Below are 24,151 nucleotides of genomic sequence, written 5' to 3'. Positions count from 1 at the left end.
CGGTGATGCCCGAACCTGAGAGCGTTCCGACTCGAAACTCTCACCGATCGCCCGTCAATCCATATATACGGATGATCGCCGTCCGGTTCGCGCAAATCATTCCGACCGCGGTTATCGCCAGTTTCATAACCTTTGCCCTTATCCGGATAATCCCCGGTGGACCAGCCGAGGCACTTCTCGGTCCGAACGGCAGCGATGAAGCGATCGCGGCACTCAACGAGCGCCTCGGATTGAATCAACCTCTGCTGGTCCAGTACTGGAACTGGGTGGTGTCGGCTCTGCACGGAGATCTGGGAACGTCGCTACAGAACAGCGCCCCCGTCGGCCCACAGATCCTTGCGCGGCTGCCGGCGAGCGCCGAGCTCGTTGTACTCGCACTGTTACTCTCCACCGTCGTCGCCATACCGCTCGGTGTGTGGACCGCGACGCGGCAGGGACGACGCAGCGATGGCCTGACCCGCACGGTTTCAGGGATCGGACTCGCGGTGCCGGACTTCTTCCTCGCTATCGTGCTGGTCGATGTCTTTGCCCTCGGCTTGGGAGTTCTACCGGTGCTCGGCTGGGTTACTCCGGGCGACGGTGTGATCGACAATCTGAGCCATCTCGTCCTACCTGCAACGGCACTCGCTGCCGGCGCAGCATCGATTGCGGTCCGGCAGACCAGGGCCGCGATGATCGAGACGCTGTCCGGTGACTACGTGCGAACCGCGCGTGCGATGGGTATCGACGAGCGGAAGATCGTGTGGCGCTACGCGCTACGAAACATCGTTCCCACCATTGTCACAGTCTATGGATTGCTCGCCGTGGCGATGCTGGGTGCGACGGTCATCCTCGAGCAGATCTTCGTGCTACCGGGCCTCGGCAGCGCTTTGGTCATCGCGATCGACACGCGAGATTATCCGATGCTTCAAGGCATCGTGTTGCTGTTCGTCGTGATCGTGCTTCTCGTGAACATCCTGGTCGACGTCGTCAACAACATGATCAGCCCGCAATTGAGAAAGGGAACGATCTCGTGAGCCAACTCGTAGTGACCAGTGCAGGCGAATCTCGTTCCAAGTGGCCTCGTTACCGACTGACGCCCGGATTATGGCTCAGCTACTGCTTTCTCGGAACGCTGATAGCGGCGTCCGTCTTGGCCTCGTTCGTGGCTCCGCACAGTCCGACCGATCAGAACCTGACCAACACGTTCGCCGGTCCGAGTGCACAGCACCTGCTTGGCACTGACGGCTTCGGTCGTGACGTGCTCAGTCGATTAATCTGGGGAGGACGCTCCGCCTTCTTCGGCGTCGCGATCGCTGTCGCTGTCAGTCTGCTGTTGGGAATTCCGTGGGGGTTGATCGCCGGATACTGGCCACGCTGGATCGGCGCGTCACTCCTCCGGGTGGCGGACGCATTGCTGGCATTCCCAGGTTTGGTTCTCGCAGTGGCTATTACCGGTGTTCTGGGGCCGAGCCTGATCACGTCGATGTCAGCGCTCGGAGTCGTCTATGCACCCACAATTGCAAGAATTCTGGCTGCCGGGGTCAGCGAAACGAGGAACCGAGACTTCGTTCTGAGCGCGCGACTCTCAGGATGCCCGCCGCACGTAGTGCTCCTGCGTCATCTTCTTCCGCACGCAATCGGGCCGGTTGTCGTTCAGGTGACCGTGCTCACCGGCCTGACTTTTCTCGCGCAGGCGGCACTCTCATTCCTGGGGTTGGGAATACAGCCCCCCACTCCGAGTTGGGGCGGTGACTTATCCGATGCGTACCTGCACATCTTGAGTGCACCACAACAGATTCTCCCCTCCGGCATTCTGATTTCATTGGTCGTCCTGGCCGTCTACCGAGTGGGTGATGCCGTCCGGGACCGCATGTATGTCAGAGGGAGATAGCCGGCGTAGAACAACCATCCGACTCTACTGTTCGAAGACCACACCACCAGCATGAAGGATTATCGATGACCTCGATCGCACCAGAAACCGCGCGCCGCGTCTTCCGTGGAGCCGAACCGATACACGGCATGATCTACTTCACCCCTTTCGGCGCGGAAGCCTATGCTGCACTGGGCTTTACGCATCCTCGAATGGGGTACTTCGCTTCGCGGTCCGCACCCATGGGTGCAGTAGCGGCAGAAGTCACCATCGCTACCTTCTTCAACTTCAACCCCGAACTGGTACACGCGGTCCTGCCGAATGCCTGGACGATCGCCACCCACGAACAGATCTTGGCCGCTCGACTCGACGCTGTCGACCGTTCGCTGCGCAAGGCATGGGGAGAACATGTCGACGGCGCCGAGGTTCGAGAAGCCGCCGAACTCGCACGTCGAGCAGCGGAGCGCGCATGCAACAGACCGCAAGGTCGGCCGCTGTTCGGTGGACACGCATCCCTACCGTGGCCAGAAGAGCCCCATCTCGTGTTGTGGCATGCCCAATCCTTGCTCCGGGAATATCGCGGTGATTCTCATGTCGCCCTACTTCACACCGAAGGGCTCAACGGTGTCGAAGCGCTGGTAGTTCACGCCGCAACCGGTGATGTTCCTGCTGCTGCTCTGCAAATGAGCCGGGCATGGGACAACGATCAGTGGGCGGAAGGCGTCGAAAGTGTGCGGGCGCGTGGATGGCTCGAAGACGGCCCCGAGCTTCACCTGAACGAGGTGGGTCGCGATCGCCGGCAGAGGGTTGAGCATCAGACCGATGTGCTGGGGTCGTACCCGTACGAGGCGATCGGAGAGACCGGATGCAGTCGACTGATCGAAATCTCGGAACGTCTCTCCGGTGAAGTGATCGATGCAGATCTCGGATTTCCGGCAGCACTGGCAGCACGTCGCCGATTGCGTGCGTGACAGCAGGTCGTGAGTGTCGGACGTGGCTGGTGGTGATACGACGAGGGTGTCACCACCAGCCCCTTCACACGATTGTCGCCGAAGTCGGCTGCGCCCCGAATCTGCACAGTGAGAAGGCATCCGGATGAGACTGCCGTTGGGCCGAATTCGCGCTCCGTTTAGGTGATGATGGCTTGATGTGGAAACAGACATTCGGGTTTGCTTTGTTCGGGGCGGCCGTTGCCTTGGTCGCCGCGTCGCTGACACAGGGGTCTTCACAGGCATCGGCCACGATCACCCTCTTTTCGGGTGGCACGACAATCTCGGGCTTCGCGGGTGAACCGCAATGGAACTGGCCGATAGAGGCTGCGGTGATCGGCGCCCTTCTGGGCGCGCTGACCGGGTTCGTGCTCCTCCTCGCGGGCGTGCGAATCTCCGGAGGCCAGGACAATCGAATGGTCCGAACTGTGGTGGCAGGCCTCGCAGGCGTCGCGCTTGGGCTGACGCCCCTGTTGGTCTTGATCGGCATGGCATTCACCGGGTCGGTTGATATGGGATGGTCCCCGCTCCTGGTCTACGCCGTCAGCGGTCTTCTGGCCTATGGCCTTTCGGTCGCCGCCGTGTTCGGAGTTCTTCGCGCTGCCGGGGATCGACTTACTGTTCGCACCACACGAGCGGTGGCGGTGATACTTCCGGTAGGGGCGTTGGCGGCGACTGCTGCAGGCGTCGGTACTGCGTGGAAGCTGGGCTTCTCCACCGCCGCTCCCACCTGGATTGCAGTCGTACTGCTGGTGGTGCTCGTATTGGCCGTGACGTTCGTTGCGGCCCGGGCGTGGGCTCTACGGATGCAGCCTCACGACTTACCAGAAGTCGTATAAGCAGTGGACCGGTTGATTCCGACGGGCGCATCGAGATGAGGGGCGAGCGAATCTTCGCGGGACTCGTCGTCGGCCTTCTGCTCGGGCTGTTCGGCTATCTGCCGTTGGTACTCCTGTGGCAACACTTCGCAGATTTCCCGCAGCCGCAGCTTTATCCGAACCGTTCGTTCACGTCGTTCGGCCCCAACCCCCCACCGCTCACCTACTGGATAAGTTGGGCGGCGCCTGCCGCCGTGTTCGTCATTCTCGGACTTATGACTATTCCCAGCCGCATCGGCAGGCAATTCGCGTTGCCATTGGTGCTCGCGTTCCTTTCTGTGGCGGCAATGGTGGCGTGGTTCTGGATCTCGATGGAACTGTTCTTCAGCCCCGACTGATCACTCACTCGATCGCGTATTGCGAAGCCCGCCGCGAGCACGCGCAGTGGCGCGCTTGTTCTGCAAGGCGATCCCCTGATGCACCGCAGCAAGTACCAATGCCAGCACTGCCGCAGGGAGACTCCCCACCATCGACAGCAGAGACGGCATACCAGAGCTGAAAGCGGTAAAGAAACCCACCACTGCAGCACAAAGCATTGTCGCCGAGACGATCCAGGAAACGAATGGTCGCGGGATCACGGCTGGAATGACGCACACGGCCACCGGTAAGGCGAGCACCAAGAAGAGCTCTCGTCCGAAATAGTCATGAATCGAGCGGTAACAATCAGCAGAACTGAGCGGGCCGAGGCCTATTTCGCAATCGGTGATCTCATACAGCGGCCACTGTGCCGTCGCGGATCCTAGAATCCCGGTGGCAACCGCCAATACAACCCACGCGATCCGAATCCCCGTCATACGAAGAGATCATGCCAGTAACGAACATTGCGCTCCGGAGCAGAAAGCGATTACAACTCGAAAGAGGCGGAGATTACCTCTCGCGGTGGGACCGTTCTCAACGCGAGCGGCACACCATGTTCGACGTGCTCAACTCACGGGCTGGGTATCGAGCTTGATCGGAGCATCTGCCATCGTCGACAACTATTGGGAGACAGCACCTCTCTTGAGTGCGGGTATCGCAGTCGCTGTACTCGGAGTAGTTAACGGCCTGCCGAGTTTGATTGTCACCCTTATGCACAATCGACGTTCGCAAAAGGCTTGAAGTTTTCGACCACGTTTTGTGGAAGGGTGCTTGCATGGCAACACAACCGCATGGCCAGTCGATAACCCCGGCGTGGAAAGTATTCACGGCCATCGTTTTTGCAGGTGTTGTGGGCGCTGCCGTGACGTACTTCCGAGACGGGTCCACTTTGGCGATTATTGGCGGGATGGTCATCCTCGCGATTGGTCTGCCGCTTACTGTCTGGTCTATCCTGCGAATGCTGCGTGAGAATCGAGGACATCGCCTTCATTGGTGGAGAACACCGCCGGTCAATCCAAGGAACGTCGACCTGTCTCGTGCCGTCGGCATTCCGACTACAATTTTCGGTGCATTGACCATCTGGCTGAATACAGCAGGTTCGGCGCCCTGGTGGGTGGCAGCAATCTTTACCGCCATTCTGATCGCGCTCTTCGGAGCAATCGTTGCCGTCCACAATATTCGCCTCAGTCAGCGAACCTGAGCTAGCCTTCCGCCCATGCCGGTTTCTGCGGATGCTCGCGAGCGCCTTCGGTCTTACTTGGATCCAGATGACGAGATCCGGTACGTATTTCCAGCGGACGTTCTGATGAGCGCGAAACCGAGTGTGTTTGTCGTGATAAGCCGAAAGGCGATCACCGTCTTCTCGACGAGCTTTCGATCCAGAAAAGTGCCGAGGTCGATCCTCACCCAGTTTCCGAGAATGACCGTCCTCGGCCCGGTCGATACTGCGTCCACGCCGCACTTCACTGCGGCGGGCATAACGTACGAGATCGACGAAGAATATGTTGCAGTCGTGAACGCTGCCGACGCGGAGATCACGTCACCGCAGGACTTCCCGCGCGATCCGTTGCCGAACCTCTGAAGGCACAAACAAAAAAGGCAGTTTCTCATTTCTGAGAAACTGCCTTTTTGATCTAACTTCGGTCGGGCTGACAGGATTTGAACCTGCGACCACTTGACCCCCAGTCAAGTGCGCTACCAAGCTGCGCCACAGCCCGTCCCACGCCCTTGTTTCGGGCGCTTGGAAAGATTACATCAGGGACGGGCCGAAGTACCAATCGGCTGGTCAGAGCCGTTTCAGTACCGAATTGGACGCAGAATCAGCGGCCCTTGCGGTCACGCTTCTCGCGCACTCGGACGGATACGCGGATCGGGCTACCGTCGAAGTTGAACTCTTCACGCAGACGCCGCTCGATGAAGCGGCGGTAGCCGGCCTCGAGGAAGCCAGTGGTGAAGAGAACGAATGTCGGCGGGCGCGTGCTTGCCTGCGTCGCGAACATGATGCGAGGCAGGCGACCACCACGCATCGGCGGCGGTGTTGCTGCCACAACTTCCTTGAGCCAGGTGTTCAGGCGACCCGTGGGGATGCGCTTGTCCCAGGACTCCAGAGCCGTGTCGAGCGCAGGCACGAGCTTCGCCACTGCGCGACCGGTGTGGGCGGAGATGTTGACTCGCTGAGCCCACGGAACGCGGACCAGATCGCGGTCCACTTCCTTGTCCAGCATGAGTCGACGGTCCTCGTCCACGAGGTCCCACTTGTTGAATGCGATCACCAATGCACGACCCGTGTCGGCCACCATGCTCAGAACACGCAGGTCCTGCTCGGTGATCGGCTCGTGCGCGTCGATCAGCAGGATCGCGACCTCAGCGGCCTCGATCGCACTCTTCGTGCGCAGCGACGCATAGAACTCGGCACCGCTGGCATGGCTGACACGCTTGCGCAGACCAGCCGTGTCGACGAAACGCCAAGGGCGCCCGCCGAGTTCGACGATGGAGTCGACCGGGTCGACGGTGGTGCCGGCAACATTGTGCACGACGGACCGCTCGTCACCGGACAGCTTGTTGAGCAAGCTGGACTTTCCGACATTCGGCTTTCCGACGAGAGCAACACGACGCGGACCGCCGCCGGGGATACCTTCACGCGGGGTTTCCGGCAGCTTCTCGAGAACCTCGTCGAGCAGGTCGCCGGTACCGCGGCCGTGCGTCGCACTCACGGAGTACGGCTGACCAAGGCCCAAGGACCACAGCGCTGCAACCTCGGACTCGGTGCGTCCGTCGTCCACCTTGTTGGCAACGAGGATGACCGGAGTCTTCGAGCGGCGAAGCACGCGAGCGACAGCTTCGTCCGTCGCCGTAGCGCCGACAACAGCGTCGACGACCAGGAGAATGGCGTCAGCCGTTCCCATGGCCAACTCGGCCTGCCGGGCAACGGCCTGCTGAAGACCCTTTGCGTCGGGCTCCCATCCGCCGGTGTCCTGGACGAGGAAGCGTCGTCCGGCCCAGTTCGCCTCGTAGGAGACGCGGTCACGGGTAACGCCGGGGATGTCTTCGACTACCGCTTCACGACGGCCGATGATGCGGTTGACGAGCGTCGACTTGCCGACGTTCGGTCGACCGACAACAGCCAAGGTCGGGACGGCAATGTGCGCTTCGCCTTCGCCGTCCGCTTCGAGATCGGCGTAATCCCACTCCGATTCCTCGGACCAAGTTCCGTCACCGGCATATTCGGTTACCAGATCGTCGCTCACTGCACTGCTCCAGTTCTGTCGCTGACCACCAACAGCAACTTGGCGATCACATCTTCAATTCCCAATTCGCTCGTATCCACCAGAATGGAGTCGTCGGCAGGGCGCAACGGCGACACTGCCCGAGTCGAATCGAGATGGTCACGGCGCTGCACATCAGCCAGCACCGCTTCGTAATTGTCTTCACGGCCTTGGCCGACGTTCTGCGTATTGCGCCGTGCCGCACGGGTTTCCGCCGATGCGGTCAAGAAGATCTTGACGTCTGCATCGGGGAGTACGACGGTTCCGATGTCGCGACCTTCCACGACGATCCGGTCTGCGCTTGCCGCCAACTCACGCTGAGTGGCGACCAGCAGGTCGCGAACCTCGGGTACGGCCGACACTGCGGAGACAGCCTTGGTTACCGCGTCGCCGCGGATCTCCTCGCTGACGTCCGTGCCGTCGAGATGCACCTGCTCGCTGCTCGGATCGGTACCGATGGACCACGGCAACGCCGCAACGGCGGCCGTGATCGCGGCGGAATCCGCCAGATCGATTCCCTGACGCAGCACGTGCAGGGTCGCGATCCGGTAGATGGCTCCGGTGTCGAGGTAGCGAGCACCCAAACGCTGCGCCAACGCGCGAGAGACGCTGGACTTGCCGGTTCCGGACGGTCCGTCCATCGCGACTACCAGCGGCATGGACGAATCGGTCACAGGCCGACCGCCTCGTACAGTCCACCGACCTCGCTACGTCCGAGGACGCGCTGCGTTCCCGGACGCTGATCGCCGAGAGCGACAACTCCGACGTTGGTGCGAACCAGACGGACAACGGGGTGACCGACGGCATCGAGGAGACGACGCACGATGTGCTTGCGACCCTCGTGCAGAACCAGCTTGACGAGCGTCTTGCCCTCGTTGATCTCGAGCACTGTGAACGCGTCCACCTTGGCCGGACCGTCGTCGAGGGTGACACCGTCGCGCAACTGCTTGCCGGTGCTGCGCTCGACAACGCCGTGAACCGTGGCGAGGTACGTCTTCGGAACCTCGAACGACGGGTGCATCAGGCGGTGAGCCAGATCGCCGTCGTTGGTGAAGAGGAGCAAGCCTTCGGTGTCGGCGTCGAGACGGCCGACGTGGAAGAGTCGCTGACCCGACTGAACGCGCTCGGAGACGATGTCACCGACGCACGGACGACCGAGATCGTCGGACATGGTGCACTGCCAGCCACGCGGCTTGTTCATCGCGAGGTAGACGAGGTCCTTCTGCACGACGACGCGGACGCCGTCGACACGAACCACTGCGTTCTCGGGGTCGACACGCAGACCCTGCTCGACCACGATGCGGCCGTCGACCTCGACGCGACCCTGGTCGATCAGTTCTTCAGCTGCACGGCGTGATGCGACGCCGGCCTGAGCCAGTACCTTCTGCAAGCGGACGCCGTCGCCCTTCGGCGGGCCGTCGTGCTTGGTGATCTCGGCGTGCTGATGACGTGCCGGTTTGGCGTTGGACACCAACGGGTTCTGCGAGACGACGCGCTGCGGCTTCTCGGTCTTCGGCTTGCCACGCTTGTTGGTCGCCGGCGGTGTGGGAGCTGCCGGGCGCTTGCGCGGAGGTCCGTCGAACTTGGATCCACGAGGTGCGTTCGACCATGCGCCGCCGCGAGGAGCGTCGGGGCGTGCGCCGCGCTGATCGTCACTACGACGGTCGGCGCCACCGCGCGGTGCCCGACGGGCGTCTACGTGGGGAGTACGGCGGTCGTCGCTGCGCGGTCCGCGGCGATCGTCCGTGCGCGGGCCGCGCCGATCGTCGTTGTAACCACCACGGCGGTCGTCGGTGCGTGCGGGGCGGCGATCGTCACTGCGCGGCGGGCGACGGTCATCACTGCGCGGCGGGCGACGGTCATCATTGAATCCACCGCGACGGTCGTCCGTGCGGGGACGGTCGGATCCGGCGTTGCGGTCGTATCCGGAGGTACTGCGGGAAGTGTTGCTGCGTCCACCACGGGGCGCTTCGCTACGTGCGCCGCGGGGGGCGTCACTGCGTCCACCACGAGGTGCATCGCTGCGTGCGCCGCGGTTGTCGCGGGAGTTGTTACGGTCCGGTGTGCCATCTCGGCGAGCGGGATTGTTCACTTTTTTCCTGTCAGTTTTCTACTGTTTCCCGAGCGTGGTCGGGTCTTTCTCGGTGCTGACGACCGCCGGAATTCCCGTCAGTCGTCGACTTCGGTGTCCACTACGTCAGCGGGCACGTCTGCCTTGTTCATTCTCGCAAATCGCGGATCGGATTCCAGGCTTTCGCTGATGTCGTCGATGAGATCGACATCAGGCAAGAGCGGGGCCAACTCCGGGAGCTCGCTCAGCGAGGCCAGGCCGAGCCGTTCGAGGAACAGTTCGGTCGTGGAGTACCGTGTCGCGTTGGTTTCCGGGTCAGGCCCGGCTTCCGCGATCAGTCCGCGGGCAAGGAGGGTGCGTACCACCCCGTCCACGTTGACGCCTCGTACCGCACTGATCCGCGCACGAGTCAACGGTTGACGGTATGCGACTACGGCCAAAGTTTCCAATGCCGCCCTGGTCAATTTGGTGCGTGCGCCGTCCAATAGCAGCTTTTCCACATACGGGGCAAACTCTTGTCGCGTGTACAGACGCCATCCGTCGCCCGCGTAGCGCAGGTCCATTCCGCTGCCGCGAGCGGTCAATGCGGCCGACATCAACGTCAGACGTTGTTCGACGCGCTCCGGTGCGGTACCGGTGACAGATGCGAGTTGGTTCACTTCGGCCGGTGAGTCCACGACGAGCAGAAGCGACTCCAGCACTGCGTCGAGTTGATCGTCGTCGAGGTCGAAATCGGGGGCAGAATCTTCGGAAACCGCAGCGTCGTCAGTAGGCTCGATCATCTCGTCTAGCTGCGAAGATTCCGATTCCGTCGGCTCGGCGTTCATCCGTAGTCCTCCTCTGTGACCGGCGCGGCCGGATCGTCTCCGGTCCAACTCACCATCAGCGGTCCGAGGGCTTCGGGTTGCTCGAACACGATGACCTGCCGGCGATACAGCTCGAGCAACGCGAGAAATCTCGCGACTATCTCGACGGTGATCTCACACTCGGCAACGAGGTCCCCGAAGGGTGTCCACTCCCCTATGCCTCGCTCGCGCAGCAACTCGAGAATTCGCTCGGCCTGCTCGGGTATCGAGATATTGGACACATGGAGGTGATCGAGGCCCACCGTCGGCACCGGACGCGGTGTGAACACCGTCGCCGCGATCTCCGCAAAGCGCTGAGGGTCGACGCCCAACAACACCTCGGGCAGGAGTTCGGTGAACTGATCCTCGACGGCAACCGACCGCGGATAGCGCCGCAGTGCGGCTTCCTCCAACTCACCGAACAGCGCCGCAACTTGTTTGTACGCCCGGTACTGCAGCAGTCGCGCGAAGAGAAGGTCGCGGGCTTCGAGAAGCGCCAGATCCTCGGCGTCCTCGACCTGCCCGGCGGGCAACAGCCTTGCGGCTTTCAGGTCCAGAAGCGTGGCCGCGACGACCAGAAACTCTGTCGTCTGATCGAGACCCATCGCACTGCCGAGTTCCTTGGTGTACGCGATGAAATCGTCCGTGACGGTGTGCAGGGCGACTTCGGTGACATCGAGTTGTCGTTGATTGATCAGGTTCAACAGCAGATCGAACGGGCCTTCGAAGTTTCTGAGAGTGACTCGGAAACCGGCAGCCTTGGCTGCGGTCTGAGCGTCGGTCGGCACGTTCGGGTCGATCGAATCCGGCTCGACTTCGACCGAATCTTCTTGCGATGCAATCAGTTCCACTAACGACCAGACCGGTGAATGACCTCGCGGGCCAATGCTCGATATGCCTCGGCCCCAGCCGATTTTGGCGCCCACGTCGTGATCGGCTCACCGGCGACGCTGGTTTCGGGGAATCGAACGGTGCGGTTGATCACCGTGTCGTAGACGACGTCGCCGAACACCTCGACGACGCGCGCCATCACCTCACGGGCGTGCAGGGTCCGAGCGTCGAACATCGTGACGACGATGCCGGCCAACTCGAGCTTCGGATTGAGACGGTCGTGCACCTTTTCGACGGTGTCGTTGAGGAGTGCCAGGCCGCGCAGGCTGAAGTACTCGCATTCCATCGGAATGATGACCGAATCGGCGCAGGCCAGCGCATTCACGGTGAGCAGGCCAAGCGACGGCTGGCAGTCGATGAGCACGTAGTCGTACCGATCGAGAACAGGGTGCAACACGCGCCCCAAGGTCTGCTCACGCCCGACCTCGGTGACCAATTGGATCTCGGCGGCCGAAAGGTCGATGTTGCTGGGGAGCAGGTCGAGGCCGTCTACCCGAGTGCGCATCAACACATCGTCGATGGACACACGTGGTTCGACCAGAAGGTTATGGACGGTCAGTTCCAGGTCATGATGCTGAACGCCCAGTCCGGCAGACAACGCGCCTTGGGGGTCAAGATCCACCAGGAGCACTCGACGACCGTATTCAGCCAACGATGCACCCAGGTTGATGGTCGACGTCGTCTTGCCGACGCCGCCCTTCTGGTTGCACATCGCGATGATCATCGCGGGCCCGTGGTGCGCCAACGGTGTCGGTTGGGGTACCTCGCGGACCGGGCGGCCTGTCGGGCCGAGTTCTTCCGCGGAAACGGTGAGGGTTTCCGCAGGTGGAGAGGCTACTGGCGTCGTATCTATTTCGAACATCGCCTCTGGTTCGGAGGGTACAGCTGGTGCTGATTCGTTCACGCGCTCGAAGAGTTGGGCATTGACATGCGGCGGCGCGGACTCCGCCGCTGGTGGCTGCGATGTCGACACGGTCCGATGCTCCCCTACTCTTTCGGCGGTTGCTCTCGGCGCCGGCAAACCCCCGAAACTGCGGTGGAGGCCGCTCGCGCTCCTTGAACGCTACCGCTTACATCACCGAATGGTCTCGCAGACACGCATGAGCCAACCAACCCCTAACGGGCACGCGGGTGTGCCTGAGCCCACACTTCGCGCAACGCGGTGACGGTGACCAGTGTGTAGATCTGCGTGGTGGTTACCGAAGCGTGGCCAAGGAGTTCCTGCACGACACGTACGTCCGCGCCGCCGTCCAGCAGGTGTGTGGCAAACGAGTGCCTGAGCGTGTGGGGTGAGACGTCCGCCTTGATTCCCGCCGACGCCGCCGCATCCTGAAGAATCTGCCACGCGCTTTGACGCGACAGGCGGCCCCCGCGGGCGTTGAGAAACAGGGCAGGAACACCGCGTGTCGCCAGGCTGGGGCGCCCACGGACGAGATACGCGTCTACGGCGGCGATCGCAGGCCTGCCGACGGGGACGATCCGTTGCTTTCCGCCCTTGCCTTTGAGGAGCACGGAACGGGTTTCGGTATCGATGTCGTCGACGTCCAGATCGATCGCCTCGGTGATTCGCGCTCCGGTCGAGTACAGGAGCTCGAGCAGAGCGCGATCCCGCAGGTCGCGGGGCCCGTCACCGGCCGCACCGCCACCCGAAGCGTCCAGCAGGGCGATCACGTCGTCGAGAGGCAGGGCCTTGGGCAGCTTGCGTCCGGGCGTCGGCGGCTTGACCGTTCGGGCCACGTCAACGCTGACCAGACCTTCGGCGGCGGAAAACTTGTGGAATCCGCGAACCGCGATCAGGGTGCGTGCTGCCGAACTGGCCGCCAATGGTACGACGCCGGCCTCGGAGTCACCGAGCCGCAGATGTGTCACGAATTCGGTGACGTCGTTTTCCGTCACGCCCGCGACGTCGTCGATGCCGCGTCCGTTCAGGTACTCCGCGTACCGATTCAGGTCACGGCGATACGAAAGTAGAGTGTTGCGCGCCGATCCTCGCTCGACCGCTAGATGGTCGAGATACGAGTCCACCTGTCGGGCAAGCACTTCAGGCTCGCGACTTGCGTTCTCCGAATGCGCGCGGACGATCGGGCCACGGTGCGTCGGCGGGGCGCAGCGGCTTTCCCGTCGCACGTGCGGTGGCGATCGCGAGAATGCCCGATACCGCTGTGGCATTGACGATGTCGCCGCGTAGCGCCATGTCGACGGCGTCGGCGAGCGGAACCCGCGAAATCTCGAGATCGGCTTCTTCGTGTTCGGGATCGTCGCGCTTCACCTCGTGCAGCCCTTCGGCGAGGAAGACGCGAACCGCCTCGTCCGTGAACCCGGGTGAGAGAGCGACATCGACCAGCACCGACCATCGATCGGCGCCGAGTCCGGTTTCTTCGCCCAGTTCGCGCGCTGCCGCCTCGACCGGGCTCTCCCCCGGAGCGTCGAGCAGACCGGCAGGGATTTCCCACAACCGGTGCCCGAGCGGGTGACGGTACTGGTGAATCAGCACAAGATTGTCGCGCTCGTCCAGTGCCACGACGGCAACGGCGCCGTGATGCTCGACGACTTCCCGATCGGCACGCTGACCACCAGGCATCGCAACGGTGTCGACACGCAACGCGATGATCGCGCCCGTGTAGACCGTCTTGGAGCCGAGGGTGTCGAATTCGTGCCGACCGGGATCGCTCATGTGTGGCTAGACCTTTTCCACGTTCTCGACTGCAGCGTCTAGCGCCGTCTCGGTGGCAGCGGTGTCGATCTTCTCGTCACCGTGGACGTCGACGGGCAGGCGCTCTTCGAGCTTGTACGTCAACGCTGCTTCGACGAAGGCAGCGAACAGCGGGTGCGGGCGCGTCGGGCGGCTCTTGAGCTCCGGATGTGCCTGGGTGGCAACGAAGAACGGATGCTGCTCACGCGGGTACTCGACGAACTCGACCAGGTGGCCGTCCGGTGAGGTTCCGCTGAACTGCAAGCCGGACTTGGCAATCCGATCGCGGTAGGTGTTGTTGACCTCGTAGCGGTGACGGTGACGCTCGGAAACGTCCTCGGTTCCGTAGGCCTGAGCGACGACGGAACCCTTGGTCAGCACGGCCGGGTAAGCACCCAGACGCATGGTGCCACCGAGGTCGGCGTCACCGGCGATGACGTCTTCCTGATCAGCCATCGTCGAGATGACCGGGTGCTTGGTGTCCGGCTCGAACTCGGCCGAGTTGGCATCGTCGAGACCGACGCTACGAGCAGCTTCGATGACGACGCACTGCAGACCCAGACACAGACCCAGCAGCGGCAGCTTGCGCGAACGTGCGAAACGGATCGCGCCGAGCTTGCCTTCGATGCCGCGGATGCCGAAGCCGCCCGGGATCAGAACACCGTCGACGTCACCGAGAGCGGCCTGCGCTCCGGCTTCGGTCTCACAGGCATCCGACGGGACCCAGGAGATCTCGACCTTGGACCGGTTCGCGAATCCACCGGCGCGCAGTGCCTCGGTGACGGAGAGGTATGCGTCGGGCAGGTCGACGTACTTGCCGACCAATGCGACGCGCACGGTCTCACGCGGCTGGTGAACACGATCGAGGAGGTTGCCCCACACGGTCCAGTCGACGTCGCGGAACGGGAGACCGAGCTGGCGAACGACGTAAGCGTCGAGGCCCTCGCGGTGCAGAACCTTCGGGATGTCGTAGATCGAGGGAGCATCGGGCGTCGAGATGCAGGCGTCGACGTCCACGTCGCACATCAGGGCGATCTTGTTCTTGAGGCCCTGCGGAACGTCACGATCGCAACGAAGGATCAGCGCGTCGGGCTGAATGCCGATGCTGCGCAACGACGCAACCGAGTGCTGCGTGGGCTTGGTCTTGAGTTCTCCGGAGGGGCCGAGGTACGGCACGAGGGAGACGTGCAGGAAGAAGACGTTGTCGCGGCCGACGTCGTGGCGGACCTGGCGAGCGGCTTCGAGGAAGGGCTGCGATTCGATGTCGCCGACCGTTCCACCGATTTCGGTGATCACGACGTCCGGGCGGTGTCCCTGCAGATCCGGACCGCTCATCTCGAGGATGCGACGCTTGATCTCGTCGGTGATGTGCGGGATGACCTGAACGGTGTCACCGAGGTACTCGCCGCGGCGTTCCTTGGCGATGACCGTCGAGTAAACCTGGCCGGTGGTGACGTTCGCCTGGCCGGAGAGGTCACGGTCGAGGAACCGCTCGTAGTGTCCGACGTCGAGGTCGGTCTCGGCACCGTCTTCGGTAACGAAGACCTCGCCGTGCTGGAAGGGGTTCATGGTGCCCGGATCCACATTGAGATAGGGATCGAGCTTCTGCATGGTCACGCGCATTCCCCGCGCGGTCAACAACTGTCCCAGGCTCGAGGCGGTCAAACCTTTGCCGAGCGAGGAAGCTACACCTCCGCTGACGAAGATGTGCTTGGTGGCGGTACGCGTGTTAGTGCGTGACTGTGGCAAAGGGGCTCCCGTGACGACTGTGCAGGGCTTGGTCTGATGAAGCATGCTGGGGCCTGCCGACCCACGGGATTTCACGGTAACACCTATCGGGGGTCGGTGCCTACAACGCGCCGACTTTCCGCCCCCGATGTGACCGGCGTATCAATACCGGGGTGTTCAGTTGGTGGGTGCGCCGACGGTGACCGCCGCCGCTCCCGGTCCCGTGCCGTAGCGGCCGGCGCCGCCGTTCAACTGTTCCTGCAGCGCCAACGGCGTGGTGATCTTGCCCGCTTCCCGGTCGATGTTGTCGATGGTCGTCAAGCCCGCTGAGAGCGCCGCGTCCGCACGTGCGACGGCAACCGGACCACTGCCCTCGGCCGAGCCAGGCCGGCCGGCGAGAATCGTTCCTGCGCCGCGTCCGTCGAGAGCACCGGCGAACCGGGCGATGACGGCGCCGCGGTTACCCGTGGCTGCGTCGGATTCACTCTTGTTGTCGCCGGTGAGAACCACGGCGAGCTGAGCCGGCTTGACCGCTCCGTCGTCGTAGCTGATGAAACCGGCGCTACGCAGCGAGTCGAGCGCGAGATTCATCTCGTCCGGAGTGCTCTGCGGTTCGCTGTTCTGCCCGTTGAGAAGCAGAACCGAACCCAGCAGATCACCCGCGAGACTGCCCTGATCGACCGCACCGGTCTTGAGGGTGATGCCTGCAGGAATGACGTTGGTGACGACGGTCCGCAAGCGGTCACCGCCTGTGGCGTCGACAAACGAATCGGTGAGCGAGACACGTCCGGTCACGGCGCCGCCGGAGGCGGTGACGAGTCGGTTGACACCGTCGAGATCACCGGGATCGGCATCCGGCGTCGTGATGACGACGACGGTGCGACCAGCGAGACTGTCACGCACGACGCGACCACCGACAGCGGCATCGAAGCCGTCCGCGGAATTGAGTTGCTGCTGAAGCTGATTGGACTGTTGATTGAGGTCTTCGATCTCGTTCTGCAGGTCTGCCTTGTCGTCACGCAGACCCGAAAGCAATCCACTGGACAGCATTCCGGAACCGAGCACCACGCCGATCGCGAGTGCCAGAAAGATTGCCGCTATGGAAATTGCATGTTGACGCATCGAAATCACTTGAAGAGCCCCTGAACCCACAGCGCGAAGCTGTTCCACGTTGCGACTGCCCAGTCGAGAACTTCACTACCGGCATTGGACACGACCAGGGCGACGATCACTGCCACCAGGGCGGCAAGCACCAGGAGCGCGATCGCGCCGCCGGACACTCGACTTCGATACAGCGTTGCGACGGCCTTCGCGTCGACCAGTTTCGGTCCCACCTTGAGCCGCGTCATGAATGCCGACGGATTGCTTTCACGGCGTCCGCGGTCGAAGAATTCATCCAAGGACACCACGTTGCCGACCGTCACGATCAGCGAAGCCCCGTGATGATCGGCAAGGAGCAAAGCAAGGTCGGTCGGTGAGCAGGTCGCGGGGAACGTCATCGCCCCGATACCGAGATCCTGGATTCTGGAAAGTCCTGCAGCATGACCGTCCTGGTCTGCTGGCAAAACAACTTCGGCTCCGGACTTGAGGGTCGAGCTGGTGATTTCTTCCGGGTCGCCCACGATCAGATCGGGGCGGTATCCGGCCTTGCTCAACACGTCCGCACCTGCACCGACACCGATCAGAATCGGCGAGTACTCCTTGATGAAGGGCTTGAGGTTTTTCAGATCGGCCTCGTGTTCGGGGCCGTCTGAAACGACCACGACGTGGCGATCCTTCAAATCGATGTCGATGTCCGGGACGCCGATTCCGTCGATGAGCAACGGACTTTCGGTGCGGATGAACTCGATGGTGTTGCCCGAGAACGCTTCGAGGTGATCGACCAGGCCGGTCTTGGCCTCGATCATCCGGTCGGAGATCTCGGCCTCGGTCTGCTCTTCACCCTTGACGAGACTCTTCTCGCCGTTGAAGACCTCGCCCTCGTGCAGGCGGATCTTGCTGCCGTCCTTGACGTTCTTGAAGACGTCACCGTCAACGGCATCGATCAGAACGATGTCGTTGGCGACGATCACTTCCGGTCCGAGGTTGGGGTACCGCCCCGAAATCGACGGCGACGCGTTGACCACGGCCATGACTCCGGCTTTCACCAGAGCATCGGCGGTCCGGCGATCGATGTCGACTTCGTCGAGGATCACGATGTCTCCAGGACCGACACGGCGTAAAAGCTTCGCCGTGTTCCGATCGGCCCTGGCGATGCCACTGATCCCAGGCAAGGATTCGGTGTTACGTGAGAGCAATCCGGGCATCTTCATGGCTTCGATGATGAACCTGAAACCGCCTTGACCGGTGGAGGCGCGCCGACAACTACCACATCAGTCACACCAACACCACAGAACCTTCAATCTGTGACGCGGGCCGCATTCGCGATCTCGAGCAGTTCTTCGGCGTGTGCACGCCCGGTCTCGGTGTCGTCCAATCCTGCCAACATACGGGCCAACTCGACCACACGATCAGAATCCGACAAAGTCCGCACACCACTGCTGACGACTCCGCCCTTGTCGTCCACCTTGTCCACCACGAGGTGGGTGTCGGCAAAGGCAGCGACCTGCGGAAGGTGAGTGACGACGATAACCTGATGCGTCCGTGCGAGTTTCGCCAATCGGCGGCCGATCTCGACGGCAGCGCGGCCACCGACCCCAGCGTCCACCTCGTCGAAAACCATCGTCGCGCCGGTGTCGCTACCGGCGAGAACAACCTCGAGCGCAAGCATGACGCGCGAAAGCTCGCCGCCGGAAGCGCTCTTACTGATGGGCAACGAGGGCGCCCCACTGTGCGCGGAGAGACGAAATTCCACCTCGTCGACGCCGGCAGATCCGGCATGCAGGTCTACTCCCCCGACACTGAGCGGCGCCGAATCCTGCGGGCCCGCAGGCTGCGAACGAACCGTCACCTCGAGGCCCGCACGCCCCATCGCCAGACCGGCGAGTTCCGCGCTGACAGCCTTGGCGAGCTTTGCCGCCGCCTTGACTCTGGCGGCGCTCAGCTTGGTAGCTGCCTCCGCGGTCAGTCCAGCCGTTTCCTCGACCTGCTTGGCCAACAGCGACAACGCATCCGAGGACACGTCGAGTTTGGACAGACGAGCGCGAGCGGTATCCGCCCATTCGAGAACACCGTCGACATCGGCGGCGTATTTGCGAGTCAGAGTCTTGAGTTCGGACTGCCGCGACAGCAGCGAGTCCAGAGCACCCGGATCGGCGGGTAGCCCGGAGAGATAGGTGTTGAGGTCTCCGGCAACATCGGTGACGACGGCAATAGCGTCGGCCAAGCGGGAACCGAGGCCGTCCAGATCGGCGTCGGTGACCGACTCGATACGCGCTCGCGCTTCGGACATCAGGTCGAGCGCCGGCATGACCCCGACGTCACCGCTGGCCATGTCGTCACTCCCGGCGAGCGCAGCGTGCGCCTCTTCGGCAGCGGAGCGGAGTGAATCGAGTTCGCTGAGTCGACGCACCTCGGCAACGATCGCCGTATCCTCACCCGGCTCGGGTGCCACGCCGTCGATTTCGTTGAGCGCGAAGGTCAACTGGTCTGCCTCTTGCGCCAGTTCACGAGCTTTCGACGTGCGCTCGATCAACTCCGAACGAGCATCCAACCACTCACGACGGTGTTTGCGGTACCGCGTCAGGAGTGTCCCGATTGCTTTGTCCCCGAAGCGGTCCAGTGCATTGCGTTGCTGGTCGGGACGAAGCAATCGCAGCTGATCGTTCTGTCCGTGAACCGTCAGAAGTGGATCTGTGAATTCGGAGAGGACGCCCGCCGGCACGCTTCGACCGCCGAGATGTGCACGTGAACGCCCGTCGCTGCCAACAGTGCGTACGGCGATGATGGTCCCGTCCTCGTCGCGCTCGGCGCCGGACGATTCCAGGATTCGGACGATCTCACGCTCGGTGGCCGGTGAAACGTCGTCGGCGATGAATCGTCCCTCGACGACGGCTCGCGACGCACCCAACCGCACGCGACCGGCATCGGCTCGCGCACCGCTGAGGAGGTGCAAGCTCGTGACGACCATGGTTTTACCCGCGCCGGTTTCACCGGTCAGGACGGTCAGGCCCTCGTGAAACTGGGCGCTGGCCTCGGAGATCACACCAAGACTGTCGATACGGATCTCTGCGAGCACGATTAAGGCTTCCTTCCTCGCCATCCGGTAACCGGAAGCTCGAACTTGCGAACCATCCGATCAGCGAAAGGCGCAGAGTCCAACCGGACCCACTTGACGGGCGTGGCGCCGCGAACGACCTCGACACGGGCGCCGGCAGGCAGTTCCAACGTACGACGGCCGTCACAGAAGACCAGGCCGTCGTGGCTACCGGCGACGGTCTCCACCGCGATGATCGAATTCGGGCTCGTGACCAACGGCCGTGCGAACAGCGCATGCGCGTTGCTGGGTACGACGAGCAATGCTTCGAGTTCAGGCCACACGACGGGGCCGCCTGCGGAAAATGCATAGGCGGTCGAGCCGGTCGGAGTGGACACGAGAACGCCGTCGCAACCGAAGGCAGAAACTGGTCGGCCGTCGACTTCGAGGACAACTTCGAGAACGCCGAGACGCGAACGGTTCTCGATACTGGCTTCGTTGAGCGCCCACCCGCGGTCGATGATCTCGTCGTCCACCCGAATCACGACGTCGAGTGTCATTCGGGACTCGACGCGATACTCCTTGCGAACTACCTGTGCGAGAGCCTCGTCGAGATGCTCGGCCTCGGTCTCTGCCAGAAATCCGATCCGTCCGAGATTGATGCCCAATACCGGGATGGACGCTTCTTGCGCGAGTTCGGCGGCGCGCAGAAATGTGCCGTCGCCACCGAGAACCAGTACCAACTCGCATCCGACAGCAGCATCAGGGCTGGGATGAACAACCGTGACGTCGAGACCCGGCGCAGAGAATCCCGCGGGCTCCGTCATTGCTTCGATGCGCGAACTGTCGGCTTCGTCGACGAGGACTCGCAGTCCGATTCCCGCGCGCTCGAAGATCTTTCCGACTCGCTTGGCGGTTTCCGTGATGTCGCGTCGGCCGGGATGTGCCACAAGAAGGATCTCGCGCGACTCGCCGTTCGTGACCGCGTTCACTGGGGCCCTTCCTCTACAGCCTTGCGAATCATGTCCTCCACCGAAGGAATTCCCTCGGTGTCCGGCTCGTGATCACCGGGCGAACCTGTCTTTCGAAGCCACAGGAAATACTCGACGTTTCCCGACGGACCGGGCAGTGGGCTGGCCACCACACCTAACGTCCGCAGGCCTACCTTTGCAGCAGCCTCCGACACGTCGAGCACCGCGGAGATTCGCGATTCCCGATCTCGTACGACGCCACCGGCACCGACGCGGTCCTTGCCCACCTCGAACTGAGGCTTGACCATCGGAACCAGGTCCGCACCATCAGCAGTACAGGCGACAAACGCACCGAGTACGAGCTTGAGAGATATGAACGACAGATCCGCCACAACCAGATCGACGGTTCCGCCGATGGTCTCCGCATCAATTGCACGAACATTGGTTCGGTCGATGACGTGCACCCGGTCGTCGGACTGCAGCCGCCACACCAGTTGTCCGTAACCGACGTCGACTGCGACGACTTCCTTCGCACCGCGCGTCAGCAGAACATCGGTGAACCCACCGGTGGATGCGCCGGCGTCGAGGCAGCGTCGGCCTTCGACCGTCAATCCTTCGGACCCGAAAGCGTCTAGGGCGCCGATCAATTTATGCGCCCCTCGCGAGGCCCATGAGACTTCCTGCTCCACCTCGACGACCCGAAGCGGAGTACCGGCTTCGATCGCCGTCGCAGGCTTGGTAGCAACCGCTCCCGAGATGAGAACTCGGCCGGCGGAAATCAGTTCTTGCGCATGATCTCGCGACCGTGCGAGTCCGCGACGGACCAGTTCGGCGTCCACCCGTGCTCTACGTGCCACGTCAAGCCCTGTCCACAGAGGCGAGTGCCTGGACGAGCACCTCGTGTGCCTGTTCCAAAATATGTGCCTGCTGCGGGATCACACCTGCTCCGTGCTGATCGTTCGGATCATGTTCGATGCCGCCGAGGCGCGCCAGCAAACCGTCGACGTCAGAACGTATGCGTTCCGGATCGACGGTAGGGCGTGGCCCGGGCAACGGAGATCCGTTACTCGTGTTTCCGGGGTGCGGTGTCGGCGTGCTCATCGGGCACAACGTTAGTGCATGACTCTCGGTTACGCATACACCCGCACCCCCGCGAGTCGAACACATTTGCGAGGAATCAAGCGAGCCAGGATGCAAACAGATCCGCTACGCCGGCATCGGACGCTTCCAGGGTCTGGAACGACGGATTCGCCCATGCGAGAGGCGCAACCGCACGTAGAAGTGACATCTCGTCCCCGACAACCGGGCCGTCGACTACCAACGCCGACCCGTTCACCGAGACGGACCACTTGGAGTCCGCACCAACCAGCGATTCTACGGCCGGCTGATTGAGCGAATCCAGAGTTGCTGCAATGTAGGTGGGACGCTGCTGAACCGGAGCCCGCAAGACGTCACCCGGCGTGCTCACACCGGTGAGAACCAACAGCGAGTCGATCGAAACAGCATGTGCGCCTTCGATATCGGTGTCCAAACGATCGCCGACCACCAGAGGATGCGAACACCCGCTGCGAGCTAGTGCATCCTCCATCAGAGGTGCAGCAGGCTTACCGGCAACCAGGGGCTCCTGCCTCGTCGCAGCGCGCAGAGCCGCCACCATCGAGCCGTTGCCGAGAACCAAACCCCGTTCCGACGGCAGTGTGGTGTCCAGGTTCGCAGCCACCCACAGCGCGCCGGCCCTGATCGCCAGGCAGGCTTCGGCAAGGATCGACCAGTTGGTCTCCGTCGAATGTCCTTGAACGACAGCAACCGGGGAATCCGCGAACTCACGAACCGGCATCAATCCGACGCGCGTCACCTCGTCCGCAAGCGCGTCGGTGCCGACGACCAGAACAGCGGCACCCGGTTCGAGGCGCTCCGCCAACAGACGTACGGCCGTCTGGGAACTGGTGACCACACGATCGTCTTCGGAATCGAAACCGAGTTCGGTCAGGTGCGCCGACACTGCCGAAGGTGAGCGACTTGCGTTGTTGGTCACGTAGTACAAAGCCTGCGAACCTTGACCCAAAGCAGCCTGGGTACCGGGAATCGCATGAGCTCCGGCGTACAGCGTGCCGTCGAGATCGAGCAAAAGTACGTCGTACTGGGTACGAAGCACGGTCACTGATCTTCTCCGGTCAACTCGGCCACCCGTTCTTCAGCATCCGTGTCACCCTCGAGGTCTGCAGCTGCAGCGTTGAGGAACCACTTCAGTCCGTCTTCGATACGACCGGCTGCAACGAGGGCATCGGCGTACGCGTAGAACAAGCGAGCCGCAGCTTCACCGGTACGCGCTGCATCAAGATCCTTGGTCTGCAGTGTGACAACTGCCTGATCGAACTGTCCGAGATCCATCCGAGCACCGGCGACGACGATCCGCAACTCCGAAGCCTCGTCGCCCGAAAGCAGCGCGGCCTCGTCACTGCGACCCAGTTCGATTGCGCGTTCGGGTCGACCCAATCCGCGTTCGCAGTCGGCCATGACAGCGATCAGACCCGGTCCACCAGCCATTCGACGGGCAGCACGGAGCTCGGAGAGAGCTTCGGCCCATTCACCCGCGTGGTAAGCAGTGATTCCGGCAGCTTCACGAACGACAGCAATGCGGCCGGCACGCTGACGAGCAGCGCGAGCGTGGAGCAATGCAAGTTCCGGGTCTTCGTCGACGAGCTTGCCCGCCATGACGAGGTGACGCGCAACTGTGTTGGCGTTGTCCTTGTCGAGGCTGAGCAGATCCCGACGAACAGCCGGATCCAACTCGGTGGGCTCTACGTTGTCGGGCAAATCTGGTTCGTCAGGTCGTGCTTGCTGACGGTTGCGGTCGCCGTCGCGCCCACGAGGGGTGAACCCACCCTCGCCGCCGCGGCGCTGTCCGCCACTGAATCCGCCGCCGCGATTGCTGTTTCCAGCCCCGCCACGGTTGTTGTCTCCGGCACCACCGCGGCGGTCTCCGCCTGCAGCGCCGCGTGATCCACGCCCGTCGTTGTCACGACGGGGGCCACCTGATCGAGGCGCTCCTCCCCCACGGAAGGACCGACGCTCGTCGCCATTCTCCGACACAGTCATTCCTCTCATACAACGCACGAAAGGGGACCCAATATGTTGGGTCCCCTTTCGGTTAACGGGTGTTCGGCGGTGTCCTACTCTCCCACACCCTGTCGAGTGCAGTACCATCGGCGCTGAAGGGCTTAGCTTCCGGGTTCGGAATGGGACCGGGCGTTTCCCCTTCGCTATGACCGCCGTAACTCTATGAAACTGTCACAGTAACCAACCTATGATCCAGATCCTCCACACACCCACCACCCGTGAATATCAGGGGTGATCGATGATGGGGGAATCGAAATCAAGGTATCTGTGTGTTGTTTCAGATACCGCACAGTGGACGCGTAGCTTCTTTGTGGTAAGTCCTCGGCCTATTAGTACCAGTCACCTGCATGCATTAC

Annotated in this window: 25 protein-coding genes, 1 tRNA gene and 1 rRNA gene; 7 read left to right on the top strand and 20 right to left on the bottom strand. The window is 62.6% G+C overall.

The window, feature by feature from the left end:
* Positions 1-5 precede the first annotated feature (5 nt).
* The 5 genes from ACFWEM_RS08600 to ACFWEM_RS08580 all read left to right on the top strand — a co-directional run bounded on the left by ACFWEM_RS08600 (position 6) and on the right by ACFWEM_RS08580 (position 4,057).
* Complete coding sequence (locus tag ACFWEM_RS08600) at positions 6-1,016, top strand: ABC transporter permease (protein WP_378532844.1); 1,011 nt, start codon at positions 6-8, stop codon at positions 1,014-1,016.
* Entirely contained in the window at positions 1,013-1,873 is an 861-nt protein-coding gene (locus tag ACFWEM_RS08595; protein ID WP_378532842.1) for an ABC transporter permease, read from the top strand. Before ACFWEM_RS08600 ends, ACFWEM_RS08595 begins: the two co-directional genes overlap by 4 nt.
* Positions 1,874-1,938: 65 nt before the next feature.
* The gene (locus ACFWEM_RS08590; RefSeq protein ID WP_378532841.1) at positions 1,939-2,823 is read left to right on the top strand and encodes a hypothetical protein; all 885 of its coding nucleotides are present in this window, start codon (positions 1,939-1,941) and stop codon (positions 2,821-2,823) included.
* 176 nt (positions 2,824-2,999) lie between these two features.
* Entirely contained in the window at positions 3,000-3,680 is a 681-nt protein-coding gene (locus tag ACFWEM_RS08585; RefSeq protein ID WP_378532839.1) for a hypothetical protein, read from the top strand.
* A 35-nt stretch (positions 3,681-3,715) separates the two neighbouring features.
* Positions 3,716-4,057 carry a hypothetical protein gene (locus ACFWEM_RS08580; RefSeq protein ID WP_378532837.1) on the top strand — a complete coding sequence of 114 codons (342 nt, stop codon included), beginning with the start codon at positions 3,716-3,718 and terminating at the stop codon, positions 4,055-4,057.
* Here the strand turns inward: ACFWEM_RS08580 and ACFWEM_RS08575 are convergent, their stop codons facing one another.
* A complete protein-coding gene (locus ACFWEM_RS08575; RefSeq protein ID WP_378532835.1) occupies positions 4,058-4,513 on the bottom strand; it encodes a hypothetical protein in 456 nt (151 codons plus the stop codon). It lies immediately after the preceding gene.
* A gap of 338 nt (positions 4,514-4,851) precedes the next feature.
* Here ACFWEM_RS08575 and ACFWEM_RS08570 point away from each other — a divergent pair, with 338 nt between their 5' ends.
* Together ACFWEM_RS08570 and ACFWEM_RS08565 are read left to right on the top strand one after the other, a co-directional pair.
* On the top strand, positions 4,852-5,277 hold the full coding sequence (locus ACFWEM_RS08570) for a hypothetical protein (RefSeq protein ID WP_378532833.1): 426 nt from the start codon (positions 4,852-4,854) through the stop codon (positions 5,275-5,277).
* Between the two features lie 219 nt (positions 5,278-5,496).
* On the top strand, positions 5,497-5,658 hold the full coding sequence (locus ACFWEM_RS08565; protein WP_206029197.1) for a hypothetical protein: 162 nt from the start codon (positions 5,497-5,499) through the stop codon (positions 5,656-5,658).
* A gap of 62 nt (positions 5,659-5,720) precedes the next feature.
* Here the strand turns inward: ACFWEM_RS08565 and ACFWEM_RS08560 are convergent.
* The 19 genes from ACFWEM_RS08560 to rrf form a co-directional block, all read right to left on the bottom strand.
* Positions 5,721-5,794, bottom strand: a tRNA-Pro gene (locus ACFWEM_RS08560).
* Between the two features lie 102 nt (positions 5,795-5,896).
* On the bottom strand, positions 5,897-7,324 hold the full coding sequence (der, locus tag ACFWEM_RS08555) for a ribosome biogenesis GTPase Der (RefSeq protein WP_003946199.1): 1,428 nt from the start codon (positions 7,322-7,324) through the stop codon (positions 5,897-5,899).
* Positions 7,321-8,001 carry a (d)CMP kinase gene (gene cmk, locus ACFWEM_RS08550; protein ID WP_378534491.1) on the bottom strand — a complete coding sequence of 227 codons (681 nt, stop codon included), beginning with the start codon at positions 7,999-8,001 and terminating at the stop codon, positions 7,321-7,323. Before cmk ends, der begins: the two co-directional genes overlap by 4 nt.
* Positions 8,002-8,012: 11 nt before the next feature.
* On the bottom strand, positions 8,013-9,434 hold the full coding sequence (locus ACFWEM_RS08545) for a pseudouridine synthase (protein ID WP_019748584.1): 1,422 nt from the start codon (positions 9,432-9,434) through the stop codon (positions 8,013-8,015).
* A gap of 77 nt (positions 9,435-9,511) precedes the next feature.
* Entirely contained in the window at positions 9,512-10,240 is a 729-nt protein-coding gene (gene scpB / locus ACFWEM_RS08540) for an SMC-Scp complex subunit ScpB (protein ID WP_378532832.1), read from the bottom strand.
* Positions 10,237-11,058: a ScpA family protein gene (locus ACFWEM_RS08535; RefSeq protein WP_046379919.1), complete on the bottom strand. Its 822-nt coding sequence runs from the start codon at positions 11,056-11,058 to the stop codon at positions 10,237-10,239. Before ACFWEM_RS08535 ends, scpB begins: the two co-directional genes overlap by 4 nt.
* Before the next feature lie 50 nt (positions 11,059-11,108).
* Positions 11,109-12,122 carry a ParA family protein gene (locus ACFWEM_RS08530; protein ID WP_003946138.1) on the bottom strand — a complete coding sequence of 338 codons (1,014 nt, stop codon included), beginning with the start codon at positions 12,120-12,122 and terminating at the stop codon, positions 11,109-11,111.
* Positions 12,123-12,265: 143 nt separating this feature from the next.
* On the bottom strand, positions 12,266-13,189 hold the full coding sequence (gene xerD / locus ACFWEM_RS08525) for a site-specific tyrosine recombinase XerD (protein ID WP_230817918.1): 924 nt from the start codon (positions 13,187-13,189) through the stop codon (positions 12,266-12,268).
* Between the two features lies 1 nt (position 13,190).
* Entirely contained in the window at positions 13,191-13,823 is a 633-nt protein-coding gene (locus ACFWEM_RS08520) for an NUDIX hydrolase (protein ID WP_322002489.1), read from the bottom strand.
* A 6-nt stretch (positions 13,824-13,829) separates the two neighbouring features.
* Positions 13,830-15,590: a CTP synthase gene (locus tag ACFWEM_RS08515; RefSeq protein ID WP_003946139.1), complete on the bottom strand. Its 1,761-nt coding sequence runs from the start codon at positions 15,588-15,590 to the stop codon at positions 13,830-13,832.
* Positions 15,591-15,746: 156 nt separating this feature from the next.
* The gene (locus tag ACFWEM_RS08510; RefSeq protein ID WP_378532831.1) at positions 15,747-16,700 is read right to left on the bottom strand and encodes a copper transporter; all 954 of its coding nucleotides are present in this window, start codon (positions 16,698-16,700) and stop codon (positions 15,747-15,749) included.
* Positions 16,697-17,881 carry a putative cytokinetic ring protein SteA gene (gene steA, locus ACFWEM_RS08505; RefSeq protein WP_378446107.1) on the bottom strand — a complete coding sequence of 395 codons (1,185 nt, stop codon included), beginning with the start codon at positions 17,879-17,881 and terminating at the stop codon, positions 16,697-16,699. Before steA ends, ACFWEM_RS08510 begins: the two co-directional genes overlap by 4 nt.
* A gap of 86 nt (positions 17,882-17,967) precedes the next feature.
* A complete protein-coding gene (gene recN / locus ACFWEM_RS08500; protein WP_003946143.1) occupies positions 17,968-19,746 on the bottom strand; it encodes a DNA repair protein RecN in 1,779 nt (592 codons plus the stop codon).
* 2 nt (positions 19,747-19,748) lie between these two features.
* On the bottom strand, positions 19,749-20,696 hold the full coding sequence (locus tag ACFWEM_RS08495; RefSeq protein WP_378446109.1) for an NAD kinase: 948 nt from the start codon (positions 20,694-20,696) through the stop codon (positions 19,749-19,751).
* Positions 20,693-21,532, bottom strand: coding sequence for a TlyA family RNA methyltransferase (locus ACFWEM_RS08490; RefSeq protein ID WP_378532830.1), 840 nt, complete (start codon positions 21,530-21,532; stop codon positions 20,693-20,695). The genes ACFWEM_RS08495 and ACFWEM_RS08490 overlap by 4 nt, the downstream gene beginning before the upstream one ends.
* Position 21,533: 1 nt before the next feature.
* Positions 21,534-21,776, bottom strand: coding sequence for a hypothetical protein (locus ACFWEM_RS08485; protein ID WP_378532829.1), 243 nt, complete (start codon positions 21,774-21,776; stop codon positions 21,534-21,536).
* 76 nt (positions 21,777-21,852) lie between these two features.
* Positions 21,853-22,836, bottom strand: a complete 984-nt coding sequence (locus ACFWEM_RS08480; protein ID WP_378532828.1) for an HAD-IIA family hydrolase — start codon at positions 22,834-22,836, stop codon at positions 21,853-21,855.
* On the bottom strand, positions 22,833-23,774 hold the full coding sequence (locus ACFWEM_RS08475; RefSeq protein ID WP_317552734.1) for a hypothetical protein: 942 nt from the start codon (positions 23,772-23,774) through the stop codon (positions 22,833-22,835). Before ACFWEM_RS08475 ends, ACFWEM_RS08480 begins: the two co-directional genes overlap by 4 nt.
* Before the next feature lie 61 nt (positions 23,775-23,835).
* Positions 23,836-23,952 (bottom strand): 5S ribosomal RNA (gene rrf, locus ACFWEM_RS08470).
* Positions 23,953-24,151: the final 199 nt, after the last annotated feature.

The organism is Rhodococcus sp. NPDC060176, from assembly GCF_042728675.1.
GTDB lineage: Bacteria > Actinomycetota > Actinomycetes > Mycobacteriales > Mycobacteriaceae > Rhodococcus_F.
Note: the sequence above shows the minus strand (reverse complement) of the source record. Positions and strands in the feature narration are given on the sequence as shown.